Genomic DNA, 14,655 nt, shown 5'->3' on the forward strand with positions numbered 1-14,655 from the left:
GCAAAACGAAGAGGTGGACTTATGAGCAAGCAGAAAATTCAAAAGGTATATCCTTTAACACCAATGCAAGAGGGCATGCTGTATCATGCCATGCTAGACCCTAATTCCTCCTCTTATTTCACACAGCTTGAGCTTGGAATAAGCGGAGATTTTGATCTCGATCTTTTTGACAAGAGTCTCAATGAACTCATACGGACATATGACATTTTGCGTACAGCCTTTGTCTATCAGCAATTACAAAAGCCTCGTCAGGTTGTACTGGCTGAACGTCATTTAGATGTGTATAGAGAGGATCTATCTCATCTGAATCATCAAGAGCAGAAAAAGGTATTGGATCAATATAAAAAGCAAGTGAGAAAGCAAGGATTTCACTTAACGAATGATCTATTGTTGAAAGTCGCTGTTTTTCAACTAAATGAAACAAACTGGCACCTGATTTGGAGCAACCATCACATCATTATGGATGGTTGGTCCATGGGTGTGTTGATGAAAAAACTGTTTCATTACTATGAATCTTATCGGAACGGCCGAACACCGGATCGCTCACAAGGTAAGCCTTATGCGGACTATATCCAGTGGCTTGGAAAGCAAAACAAACAAGAAGCGGAAGACTATTGGACGGAGCGGCTGGATGGGGCTGTTCAGCACCAAGGGCTGCTGCAGCAACAAGAAGCGAACGGACAATATGACCATCAGGAATGGACGTTTACATGGGACGCTCAAACGGTACAAGCTATTCAAGATGCGGCAAGACAATGCCAAGTGACAGCACCGAACCTTTTTCAGGCTGTCTGGTCCGTTCTTTTAGGCACCTATCATGCAGCGGATGATGTCACATTCGGAACAGTCGTATCAGGTAGACCTCCAAGTGTGTCTGGAATTGAGCGCATGGCAGGGCTGTTTATCAATACGATACCTGTTCGGGTGACATTGGATCAGGAGCAGACCTTTAAACAGCTGTTTCAAAAGGTTCAGCAGCATGCACTGGAAGCAGAAAACTATGATTTTATGCCGCTTTATGACATTCAGCAGAAAACAGCTGCTGGAGGAAAGCTCTTTGATCATTTGGTTGGGTTTGAAAACTATCCTTTAGATCAGGAGCTGTCTAGTGACACCATGTCTGCACGTCTCGGTTTTGCCATTGATGTAAAGGACGGATTTGAACAAACGAATTTCGATCTCAATGTCCTTGTCTATCCTGGTGAAACGTGGACATTGACATTCAAATACAATGCGGTGGCTTTTGAAGAAAAAGTCATTGAAAACATATCAAAACATCTGACCAATCTTATGAAGCAAATCATTCACAATCCTGATGTACGCCTTCATGAAGTGACATGTATTACAGAAGAAGAAAAGCAGCAGATTGAAGCTTGGAACCAGACGGAGCGAGATTATCCGAAGCACCTGTCCATTCCTGAGCTGCTCAATGAACGTATCAAGGCGCAGCCTCACCATCCGGCATTAGTCGAAGGCGAGCGAACATTCACATACGAAGAGCTTGGACAGGAAATCCGTCGTTTAGCCGGCAATCTTGTTGAAAACGGCGTTCAGCCGGGGGATGCTGTCGCGGTGTATATGAACCGATCAGCGGATGCGGTGATCGCCATTTTAGCCATTTTACATGCAGGGGCTGCTTATGTACCGATTGACCCAGCTCAGCCTGATGAGAGAATCCGTTGGATGCTTGAAGACAGCGGCGTATCCATTTTGCTCTATGCTGACAGCCAGCCGCCGGTTGATGAAAGCATCAAAGCTGTTCATGTGAACCGCATGTCTCATCACTCACAAGCGGAGTTATCGGTCCAGACGTCTCCATCTCAATTGGCATATATCATGTTCACATCGGGATCAACTGGACGTCCAAAAGGAGTTCAAATTGAGCATCAGCATATTGTGAGGTTAGCATGCTCTCAGGAAAAAATAGGGTTGAACACGTCGGATCGTATGGCGCATACAGGAGCTGTCAGCTTTGATGCGATTACCCTTGAAATCTTCACTACGCTTTTGAATGGAGCGACGCTTTATCCTGTTGACCGTGATACTTTATTGGATATTCACCGTTTCGAACAATTTATCCAAACACATCAGATCACGGCGCTCTTTTTAACGACTGGTTTATTTAATCAGCTCGCTCAGCAGCGGCCGCAAATGTTCAAAGGGTTAAAAACATTATTTACCGGCGGTGATGTGATCAATGTGAAAAGTGCGGAGCTTGTGAAAAAACATCATCCATCACTTACCTTGCTGAATGTCTATGGCCCAACAGAAAATACAACCATCTCGACCGTTTACGAAGTAAGAGGAGATGAAACGGGTCCGATCCCAATTGGTCAGCCGATCAATCACACGTCAGCTTATATTTTGGATGACTATCAAAGACTTCAGCCGATTGGAGCCCCAGGAGAGCTGTATGTGGGCGGAGATGGTGTTTCAAGAGGGTATATCAATCGTTCAGATTTGACTGATCAAGTATTCATGGCAGATCCTTTTAAGCCGTCAGGACGGATGTATCGAACAGGGGACTTGGCTAGATATGGTGCAGATGGTCAGATTGAATTCCTCGGCAGGACAGACGATCAGGTGAAAATTCGTGGTTTCCGTATTGAGCTGGGTGAAATAGAATCAGTGCTTCACCAAGAAGCGGGCATAGATGAAGCAGTTGTACTTGTTCAGCAGCTTTCCTCAGATGAAAAGGAAATCACCGCTTACTTCACAGGGACGCTGACAGAAGAAGAGGCACTAGGTTTATTCAATCAAAAACTGCCAGCTTATATGGTGCCGCACCATGTAATGAAGCTGGATACCTTTGCACTGACATCGAACGGGAAGGTAGATCGAAAAGCTTTACCAAAGCCTGACGAAGTGCAACGCGAAGAGATCAAAATCATTCTGCCTGAGACTGAGACAGAAAAGGCACTCGCTGACATTTGGGAGGAGCTTCTTGGGAAAACGATTGGGGTAGACGAGCATTTCTTTATGGCTGGCGGGCACTCGCTCAAAGCGATGATGATGTCTGCGAAGGTTCAAGAAGTGCTTCAAAAGGAAGTGCCGATTCAAGTGATTTTTGAGAAGCCGACGATTCGCTCATTAGCGGCTTACATCGATCAGGATGGTCAAGAAGAAACCGGACAGTCTATTTTACCAGCAGAGCAGGCCGACGAATATCCGGTATCACCAGCTCAACGCCGTTTATACATTTTGCAGACACTTGAACCTGACAGCACAAATTATCATATTCCGATCGTCTTAACGCTTGAAGGAACACTCGAATATCAGCGGCTCAAATCAGCGTTCAATCAGTTAATCCAAACACATGAAATCTTAAGAACGAGCTTTCATATGAATGGAGAAGACATTGTTCAAAGGGTGCATGAATGGACTGAATTTGAACTTCCTGTTCATGACATCAAGGAAGAAGAGGCTGAGGCATTTCTTACTGAACGTCAGTCGCCATTTGATTTAACAGCAGCACCTCTTTTGCGAGCTCAGCTGCTGAAAGTCAGTGAGAATCGTCATCTTCTCGTTTTGGAAGCACATCATCTCATTACAGATGGCAGCTCCATGAAGACATTCATTCAAGATTTGGCGAAGGCCTATGATGGAGAAGCTCTTACAGAAAGAGTCATTCATTATAAAGATTTCGCTGTCTGGCAGTTAAGTGAAGAAGAAACGAAGAAACAGAAGGAGCATGAAGCGTATTGGCTGAAGCAATTCGAAGGAGATTTACCGGTTTTAGAGCTGCCAACTGATTATCCGCGTCCAGCAGAACGTGATTTTTCTGGAGAACGATTCATGTTTGGCTGTGATCAAGCAACGACTCAGCGAATTCATGAACTGCTTCAGAAAACCGATACGACCATGTATATGTTCTTGTTATCTGCCTTTCAAGTGCTGCTTGCCTCCTATAGCGGGCAGGAAGATATCATTGTGGGTTCGCCTGTTGCTGGACGGACACACCCTGATATTCAGGACATGCCGGGGATGTTTATCAACACCATTGCGATGCGCGGGAAACCAGAACAAACCAAAACATTTTTACAGCTGCTTGAAGAAATAAAAGAAACAAGTATTGACGCTTTTGCACATCAAAGCTATCCACTCGAAGAGTTAATTGCACATCTTCCGTTAGACCGTGATACAACTCGGAGCCCGCTTTTTAGCGTGTCATTTAACATGCAGAACATGGAGGTTCCGGCGCTAAAGCTCGGCGATCTGCACATTTCGCCTTATGCCATTCAGCATCACTCGGTCAAATTTGATCTATCTCTAGAAGCATTTGAACGCGAGGGAGCATTAAAGCTGAGCTTTGACTATGCAGCGGCATTATTTAAAGAAGAGACCGTCCGCCGGTTCGGAACTCACCTCCTGGCGATTATTCGTGAGGCGGTTCGTTATCCGGAGGAACAGATCGGCTTGCTCCGTATACTGGATCAGCATGAACAAATAGAGCGTCTGGAGAAAAAAGCCGAAGGACAAATGAATCGTCATGAGCCATTCCATGTCCAATTTTCACGTCAGGCGAAGGAAACACCGGATGCTGTCGCCGTCATGGATGATCAAAGAAAACTCACCTACCGCGAGCTTGAGGATATGTCATATGCACTTAGCTGTGAGCTTAAAAAACGAGGCGTAGAGAAAGAAAAAACTGTGGCACTGATTCTTGACCGCTCTGTCTATGTCATCGTCTCCATGCTCGGTGTGATGAAAGCAGGAGGAGCGTTTGTCCCGATTGATCCAGCTTTTCCGGCTGAACGAATCCGCTACACATTAGAGGATTCAGATGTACAAGTCATCGTGACAAATGAGTCTCTAGCAGATTCCTATCAAAATCATAAGTCGATTCAAGTGGTGCAGGTTGAACAAGCAGTGCATCAAAGCCACTCACTAGAACTGCCAGAAGTATCGGTCGATCAGCTCGCTTATGTCATTTACACATCTGGTACTACAGGGCAGCCGAAGGGTGTACAGCTCACGCATCGTAATCTATCACACTATGTCAACTGGCTGACAAATGAGGTGACATTGCAGGAATGTGATCGGACGGCACTGCTTTCTTCATATGCATATGATCTTGGTTACACAAGCATTTTCCCTGTTTTAAAAGCAGGGGGGACACTCTATGTTCCTCGAGAAGACGTGTATACAGACCCTGTACGTTTGATGCGTTTGATTGATGAACAAGAGCTGACTTATATCAAAATGACACCATCCCTATTTCATATGATGGCAGATTCTAAGGAACATTCATTTAACGCTTTACGCCTGGTGGTACTTGGAGGAGAACCGATTATTCCTGAGGATGTTGAGACATTTATGATGCAGCATCCATGCGTGGCAGTCATGAATCATTACGGTCCGACAGAGACAACCATTGGTACAGTGACCAAGCTGATCACACCGCAAGAGCTGGACGCTTTGAAGGAACGATCTTTGATCGGGCAGCCAATTGCTCACACAAGAGCGCTCGTATGCAATCAGCAGCAGCGGCTTGTCCCTTATGGCGCACCGGGAGAGCTTTATATATCTGGAGAAGGCGTGTCAAGAGGATATTTGAATCAGACTGAATTAACAGCGGAACGTTTTCTTGAAAATCCATATGATCCTCAAGAGAGAATGTATCGCACAGGCGATTTGGTCAGACAGCATGCAAATGGAGATATTGAGTTTCTTGGAAGAGTCGATGACCAAGTGAAAATCCGCGGTTATCGCATTGAGAAACAGGAAATTGAGCATGCTGCACGTGCTCTGGCATCTATTCAAGAAGTCTATGTGAAAGTCCTGCACCTGTCCCGTTTACCGGAGCTTGCACTCTATTACACAGCACCTGAACACATTGGAACACTGACGTTTAGAGAAAATCTTGCGGAGACACTGCCGGATTATATGATTCCAACGTACTTTGTGAAAGTCGATCACATTCCACTTACCCAAAACGGAAAGGTGGATGCGAAGTCTCTGCCGCTTCCGCATGAGGTGCATATGAACCATGCGGCGCATGTGGCACCAGAAACGGAACTTGAGCAGGCGCTGTGTGACATTTGGTCAGAAGTTCTTGGAGTTGAACAAATAGGCGTACTTGACCACTTCTTTGAGTTGGGAGGTCATTCCCTCAAGGGCATGGTGCTCATTTCGAAGGTGCAAGCGAAGCTGAACAAGCATGTGCCGCTCAAAGTCCTTTTTGAAAAACCAACCATACGGGCAATGGCAGCCTACTTGGAAGAAACGGATTCTTCGGTGGTGACATCCATTCAGCCGGCAGAAAAGCAAGATTTCTATCCCGTCTCTTCTGCTCAAAAACGGATGTATGTCCTGCAGCAGCTGCATCCAGAAGCAGTTACTTATCATATGCCAGCCGTTTTAATGATGGAAGGCAGCCTTGATGTAAAGCAGCTAGAAGCAGCGCTTCAAGCCTTGATCGACAGACATGAATCATTGCGGACAGCCTTTGTAGAAATTGACGGCGTACCCGTTCAAAAAGTCTATCGCCAAGTACCGTTTACATTAGAGGCTGTTGAAATAGAGGGCGATCAGGAGCAGTCTGTCGTCGAGTCATTCATTACACCATTCTCATTACATCAAGCACCATTAATGAGGGCAAAAGTGGCGAAGCTTTCTGATGAGAAATATGTATTCATGATGGATATGCACCATATCATTGCAGATGGTGTCACACGCAGCCTGCTCATTCAAGAACTGGCAGAGCTGTATGAGAAAAAGACGTTACCGCCAGTTCAGCTGCATTACAAGGATTTTGCGGTATGGCAGCAGGAAGAAAAGCAGCAGACACTGCTTGAGAAACAGCGGCAGTATTGGCTGGAGCAATATGCGCAGCCGCCGGAAGACTTAGCGCTGCCTCTTGATTTTCCGCGTCCTCAAGTTCAGTCATTTGAGGGAGGGCGAGTCGATAGATGGTTGTCTGCTGAAAAGGTGCAGTCCATCAAAACGCTCATGGCGGAAAAAGGTGTGAGCTTAAACATGGTGATGCAAACGGCATTTGCTATTTTCCTTTCCAAGTTAACTGGGCAGACAGATATCGTCATAGGCGCAGTGACCGCAGGACGTACGCATGCTTCAATCGAGCGGGTTCCAGGCATGTTTGTCAATACACTGGCTCTTCGAAACGAAGTACAGCCAGAAGAAACGACAGCACAGCTGCTTGAAAAAATGAAAGATCGCAGTCTATCAGCCTATGAACATCAAGAATTCCCGTTTGAGGAATTGGTGGCTCAGTTAGATCTTCCGAAAGACACGAGCCGCAATCCATTGTTTAGTGTCATGCTGACAACAGATGACCGTGATCTGACGTTACCGGATTTGAATGGACTCAAACTGTCGCAAAAGCAGCAAGATACCGTTCATGCAAAATTTGATATAACGCTCGGTGTATTTGAAGAAAATGATCAAGTAGGCTTGCGCTTTGAGTATGCAGCGGCCCTGTTTAAAAACAGCACCATTCAGCGCTGGAGCCGATATATTGAAAAAATCATAGACGATATGCTGGCTAAGCTGAATCAGCCGATTTCAGCGCTATCTCTCATAACTGAAGAGGAAAAACGAGAGCTGATCAATGAATGGTCAGGACCAGACCTTGATGTCCCGTCAGATCAAACCGTTCATGCTCTGATTGAGTCTAAGGCACAAAAAGCACCGCATCAAAAAGCAGCGACCTTCTGCGGAACAAGCTGGACGTATAAAGAGCTGAACAGCCGGGCGGATGTAGTCGCTTCAAGGCTCATCGCAAATGGCACAAAACCAGGAGACCGCGTCGGCATTCTCACCCGTCCATCTCTTGACATGACAGCCGCTGTCCTTGGTGTCCTCAAGGCAGGTGCAGCATTTGTTCCAATTGATGCGGACTATCCAGCACAGCGTATTGCGTACATGCTGGAAGACTGCGGGGCAGAGGTACTTCTGATGCAGAAAGGACTTACTGCACCAGCTTCATTCACAGGTCATGTCCTGTTCATAGAAGATGCGGTAGAAGGAGAAGCTCACGAAATTCAGGATCATATCAAACCAAGTGATCTTGCCTATATGATTTACACGTCTGGGACGACAGGACAGCCGAAGGGTGTCATGGTCGAGCACCAGTCCCTTGTGAATCTTGCGTTCTGGCACAATGATGCGTTCCAAGTGACGAACGAGGATCGAACTGCGAAATATGCCGGCTTTGGCTTTGACGCCTCCATTTGGGAGATGTTCCCGACGTGGATCGCCGGCGCAGAGCTGCACATTATTGATGAGGCAATTCGTCTTGATATGATCAAGCTCAATGCGTATTTCAATGAAGAAGGCATCACCATTGCCTTCCTGCCGACTCAGTTATGCGAGCAGTTTATGTCAATGGACAACCATTCTCTCCGTTATTTACTAACAGGTGGAGACAAGCTGAAACAGGTGAAGCCTGTTCCATACAAACTCGTCAATAACTATGGTCCGACTGAAAATACAGTCGTAGCGACAAGCGGAATGATCGATCCAGAACAAGGCACGATTCCGATTGGAACAGCGATTGCCAATACACGTTTTTACATCATGGGTTCGTTATATGACCTGTCGCCGCCAGGCGTACCGGGCGAGCTTGTGATTGCAGGAAAAGGGCTGGCGAGAGGCTACTGGAATCTTCCAGAGGAAACAGATAAACGATTTGTCCCAGATCCATTTTATCCAGGCGAGCGCATGTACCGCACAGGGGATTTAGTGAAATGGACAGAGGATGGCGAGCTGATTTATCTCGGCAGAATAGACCATCAGGTCAACATTCGGGGCTTCCGGATTGAGCTGTCAGAAATTGAAGCCCAGCTCCTGACGCTGGATTCGGTCAAAGAAGCCGTTGTGACCACGGTCAAAGATGCGGGTGATCAGGATGCCCTTGCCGCTTACGTGATCACAGAGAACGATACAGAGGACTTAAAAGAAAGCCTGAAACGCACGTTGCCTGAATATATGGTGCCTTCATGGATCATAAAGCTAGACCAATTTCCAATGACGGCCAATGGAAAAGTTGATCTCAAAGCATTGCCAGCACCTGATATCGAAGCGAACCAAACGGTATACGAAGCCCCAAGAGACGAAGTGGAAACCCTGCTTTGCGGCATTTGGGAAGATGTCCTTGGCGTCAGCCAAGTCGGCATTCACGATCACTTTTTCTTCCTTGGTGGAGATTCGATTAAAGGCATCCAAATGGCAAGCAGACTCACGCAAGCAGGGTGGAAGCTCGATATGAAACTTCTATTCCAATACCCAACGATTGCGGAGCTGCGCCCATATATCGAGGAAGCCGATCTTCTCACAGCAGATCAATCACCTGTCGAAGGAGAAGTCATTTTAACACCGATTCAGCGCTGGTTCTTTGAACGAGCATTTAGCGATCAGCACCATTGGAATCTCTCGATGATGCTTCATGCGCCAAATGGATTTGACCTTTCCATTACAGAACAAGTCATGCAAAAACTGCTTTCACATCATGATGCACTGCGCATGGTATACAGACAGGAACATGGCGGCATCCTGCAATACAACCAGCGGGAGCTCCAGGAACCGATGGCGATTATTTCTCATGATGTCTCAAAAGAGGACGATGTGAAAAAGTCTATTTCCACATATGCCAATGAGTATCAGCGTCAGCTGAACCTCGAAACAGGTCCGTTAATGAAAGTGATTTGTTTCCATGCAGAAGATGGCGATCATTTACTCATCGTGACACACCATTTAGTCATTGACGGTGTCTCATGCCGAATTTTACTAGAGGACTTTATGTCCCTATATCAGCAGGCAGCTCAGGGACAAAAGCTTGTCCTGCCGCTGAAAACTCATTCCTTTAAAGAATGGGCAGAGGCCATTGAACGTTATGCACAGTCACAGCCATTAAAAAGTCAGCAGGAGTATTGGGCAGAAATTGAAAACAAACCATTCACCGCATTACCTGTTGATTATGAAGTGACGAAAAGAAAAGTTGCCGAAACCAAATCGGTTCAAATGCAGCTGACAGAAACAGAAACTGAGCATCTTTTGACCGATATTCATCTGCCGTACACAACGGAAATGAACGATATTCTTTTATGTGCTCTCGGTCTTGCTGTTCAGGAGTGGACAGGTGAGTCCCATGTACATGTGCAGCTTGAAGGTCATGGTAGAGAGGATATTTTATCAGGGCTGGATGTCTCTCGCACGATTGGCTGGTTTACGAGCATGTATCCAGTTGTTCTTGAAGCGAAGCTAGATCAGACCATAGCTGATGCCATTAAAGGAACGAAAGAAATGCTGCGCCGTGTGCCAAATAAAGGAATTGGCTACGGGATTTTAAAATACATGACAGCCGCTGAACCGTCAGGACAGCACGTACATCCTGACATCAGCTTGAACTATCTTGGACAGATTGATCAGGAAGTGACGACAGAACTCTTTGGGCCGTCGACTTATGATATGGGACGACAGGCAAGCCCGGATTCGGAAGCTGTTTATAAGCTGAACCTTAGTGGTCTTGTTCAACACAATCGATTCATTTTGTCTTGTTCCTATTGTGCAAGTGAATATGAAGAACAGACGATACAGCAGTTCATGGCATTGTTGAAGGAAAAAACCCAATCCATCATCACCCATTGCTTAGCGCAGCAAGAACGGGAATTTACGCCAAGTGACTTCTCTGCGGCTGACCTTGAAATGGATGAAATGGACGACATTTTTGACATGCTTGAGGAGAAATTGACTTAACAACAACACGAGATCAGTCATAAAAACAGGAAGGGAGGATGAAATAGATGAGTCAATTTAAAAGGGATCAAGTTCAAGACATGTATTATCTGTCACCGATGCAAGAAGGAATGCTGTTTCATACCCTCCATCATCAAGAAAAGGGCTTTTATGTAGAGCAAATGGATATGAACGTTAAGGGCACACTGCGTCATGACTTACTTGAGAAAAGCATGAATATCATCGTGGAGCGGTACGATATTTTTCGTACCGTGTTTCTCCACGAAAAAGTAAAGCGCCCTGTTCAAGTTGTGCTAAAGGAACGTCCTTTTACACTTGATGTTGTGAACTTGCAAGATCTTTCTGAAGATGACCAGCTTGAACGTATAGAGAAATTCAAACAACAGGATCAGCTGAGAGGATTTGACCTCTCGAAGGATTCTCTCATGCGGGCATCTGTTTTCCAAACGGGCCCTGCCAGCTATCGCTGGATATGGAGCTATCATCATATCCTTCTTGATGGCTGGTGCTTTGGGCTTGTGGTGCAGGAGTTATTTGCGATTTACCATGCACTTTTACATGACGTCCCTTACAAGCTAGAACCGGTCAAACCATATAAAGAATATATAAAGTGGCTGGAAAAACAAGATAAACAAGCATCACTTCAATATTGGCAGCAATCATTAGCAGGGTTTGATGGACAAACGACCTTTAAAGAACAGCGGAAACAAACGAATGAACATGAATTAGGCGAAATTGAATGGTCCATGAGCAAAGAAGAAACGGCCGCTTTATCGGAGTTAGCGCTTCAGCAAAATGCGACGCTAAGCAGTGCGCTTCAATCCGTTTGGTCGATTCTGCTGAGCAGGTATCAGCGGTCAAATGATGTGCTGTTTGGAACAGTTGTATCAGGACGTCCAGCAGACTTGGCTGGCGTTGACAGGATGGTTGGATTGTTCATCAATGTCATCCCAAGAAGAATTCAGCTGACAGATCATATGACATTTCGTGCGCTCCTGTCAGAAACACAGCAGCAGTCTCTTGCAGCCGAGCCTCACCAATATATTCCGATTTATGATATTCAGGCAAAGACAGGCCAGCAGCAGCTCATTGATCATATTGTTGTGTTTGAAAATGTCCCAACCGCAAAGAAGGACGAGCAAGAAGCACGGTTAGGGTTCACGGTGGAGGACATGAATGTCTATGAAAAATCAAACTATGATCTCAATCTGCTCGCATCACCTGGAGAAGAATTACTATTGAAGCTGGCCTTTAACCAAAGAGCGTTTGATCCTCAATTTGTTCACAAGTTAAAGGAACAGCTCAGTCTATTGATCAATGAGGCGGTCAAGCATCCCGATCAATCGGTTCATACACTCCCACTCGTCACGAAACAGGAAAAACAGCTGATTCTTGAGGAATGGAATGCACCTGAGCTTGAGCATGACCAGTTGTATTTGTCGAAATGGTTTGAGCATAATGTCCGCAAACAGCCAAATGCAGTGGCACTATCAGCAGAAGAGCAAACGATGACATATGCTGAACTGAATGAACAGGCCAATCGATTGGCAAGGCATTTGCAAAAAAATGGGGCCGAACATCAAACGGTCATCGCCATTTTAGCCGATCGAACGCCTGAACTCATTGTCAGTCTGCTTGCTGTTTTAAAAGCTGGCGCAGCCTATGTGCCCATTGATCCTGATTATCCAGAAAGCCGCATTCAATACATGCTTAAAGACAGCGGAGCGACGCATCTTCTGACTCACTCATCCTTTATTGGTCAGGCGAAGGGACTCGCGTTTGATGGCACGTATCTATTTGCAGATGATCAGGAAATTTCACTGATGAGCTCAGAGAATCTGCCGCTAGAAGCAGGTTTACATGATACGGCTTATATCATGTATACATCAGGCACAACGGGTCAGCCAAAAGGCATCATGACAACCCATTCAAATATTGCCCGGGTGGTCAAAAATACGAACTACTTAACCATTTCAGAAACAGATACACTGCTGTCGCTATCCAACAGCGTATTTGATGGCTTTACCTTTGATGTATATGGTGCGCTTTTAAACGGAGCGAAGCTTGTCCTGCCGAAAAAAGACACGATTTTAGATATGCACGAGCTGACGGAGCTGATTAAAAGAGAAAGTATTTCTGTCATGTTTATCCCAACTGCTTTATTTCATCTTCTCGTTGATGAAGAGACCGATTGGATGCGCAGTGTGCGCAAGGTGCTGTTCGGAGGGGAGCGTGCATCTGTACAGCATGTGAGAAAAGCCTTTGGTGTCATGGGAAAAGGGAGATTAATTAATGTCTACGGCCCAACCGAATCAACGGTTTTCGCCACCTATTATCCTGTAGATGAAGCTCCACCGCTAGAAGCGCATTCTATTCCAATTGGAAAGCCGATTAACCAAACGGGTGCTTTTATATTGAGCCAGCAAGGACAGCTTCAGCCGATTGGAATGGTCGGAGAACTTTGTCTCAGCGGCAAAGGACTTGCGAAGGGGTATTTGAATCGTCCTGATCTGACAAAAGAAGCCTTTATCACACATCCATTTGCTGCGGGAGAAAGGCTGTATCGTACGGGAGATTTGGCTTATTTTCGAGCAGACGGTCTGATTGAGTATGCAGGCAGAGTGGACGATCAGGTGAAAATTCGCGGCCACCGAATTGAGCTGACAGAAATTGAAGCCCACCTTCTCATGCATCCAGGCGTAAAGCAAGCTGCCCTGATAACGGATCAGCATGGCTCGCAGCATACAAGACTGCTCGCCTATATGACGTGTGAGGAGGAGTGGAAGGACAAGGTTGATGTGATCAAGTCAGGGCTGAAGGAGAAACTTCCGGCTTACATGCAGCCTCATGAGCTGATCAGACTTGAGAAAATGCCGCTGACACCAAACGGAAAGGTTGATAAACGTCAGCTGCCAAAGCCAGAGGTGCCTCAAGGAAACCGCCATGTGAAGCTTCCGGCAAATGAGGTAGAACAAAAGCTGATTGTCATGTGGCGTGAAGTGCTTGAACGAGATGATATCAGTACAGATGACCATTTCTTTGAGCTTGGCGGACATTCTTTAAAAGCGATGTCGCTTTTATCAAAGGTGTCGAAGGAGTTCGATGTTCAGGTGCCTATTCACTTGCTGTTTGAGACGCCGACAATTGAAGCAATCAGCCGTTATATTCAGCAGCAGGATCATGAAGCTGCCGGCTATCTTGTATTCAATGAATCTCAAACTTCAACAGTCTTTGCTCTTCCGCCATTACCAGGCTATGGCTTTATCTATCAGGAAGCCGCCAAAACGCTTGATAGCGTTCGTTTGATCGCCTTTGACTTTATTGAAGCTGATCACCGCATGACGCAATACGTTCAGCATATTCAGCACCTTCAGCCTGAAGGGCCGCTGACTTTGATGGGCTACTCTGGCGGGTGCTATCTGGCCTTTGAGCTCGTTCAATTGCTTGAACAAGCAGGGCGGACGGTGGATAAGGTCATCATGATCGATTCCTATAAGAAAATTGGAGAAAGTGATTTAGAAGGACGATCCATCGATGATGATATCGCAGCGATTGTCCATCAATCGAAGCAAAGTGAACTTGCCCAAGAAGAGCTCGTTCAAGAAGCGCTTGCTCAAAAAACGCGGGTCTATTATGAAACATTTGTTAAGGGGGTGAATCAAGGGAAAATACAAGCAGATATTGATTTCATCCAATCAGAAGAGCAAATTGAGATTCCAGACTGGATGGATCATTGGGAAGAAGCGACGACCGGTGCTTATCGCTATTATCAAGGCTACGGTGAGCACGCTGACATGTTCAAAAACAAAGAATGTGCAGCTCAAAATGCCCAGCTGATCCAAAAGATCGTGAATCAAAAAAATAGAGAAGCCGTTTTGTAAACTTTAGTTCAGGCAGGGGTGCATATTGGCAGCCCTGCCTGTCAAAAAAGGAAAGGAA

The 14,655-nt window shown here is 45.9% G+C and carries 2 protein-coding genes; both read left to right on the forward strand.

Translation table 11 applies throughout. The features are described 5' to 3' along the window. Positions 1 to 21 precede the first annotated feature (21 nt). Positions 22 to 10,716: a non-ribosomal peptide synthetase gene (locus ACLGGR_RS13475; protein ID WP_410973245.1), complete on the forward strand. Its 10,695-nt coding sequence runs from the start codon at positions 22 to 24 to the stop codon at positions 10,714 to 10,716. Between the two features lie 47 nt (positions 10,717 to 10,763). Next, positions 10,764 to 14,597, forward strand: coding sequence for a non-ribosomal peptide synthetase (locus tag ACLGGR_RS13480; RefSeq protein WP_410973246.1), 3,834 nt, complete (start codon positions 10,764 to 10,766; stop codon positions 14,595 to 14,597). Positions 14,598 to 14,655: the final 58 nt, after the last annotated feature.

Source organism: Bacillus sp. BD48 (assembly GCF_046566805.1).
Taxonomy (GTDB): domain Bacteria; phylum Bacillota; class Bacilli; order Bacillales; family Bacillaceae; genus Bacillus; species Bacillus safensis.

Excerpts from the sequence above, each read along its gene's own strand:
- ACLGGR_RS13475 (WP_410973245.1), top strand. The coding sequence starts at position 22 with ATGAGCAAGCAGAAAATTCAAAAGGTATATCCTTTAACACCAATGCAA.
- ACLGGR_RS13480 (WP_410973246.1), top strand. The coding sequence starts at position 10,764 with ATGAGTCAATTTAAAAGGGATCAAGTTCAAGACATGTATTATCTGTCA.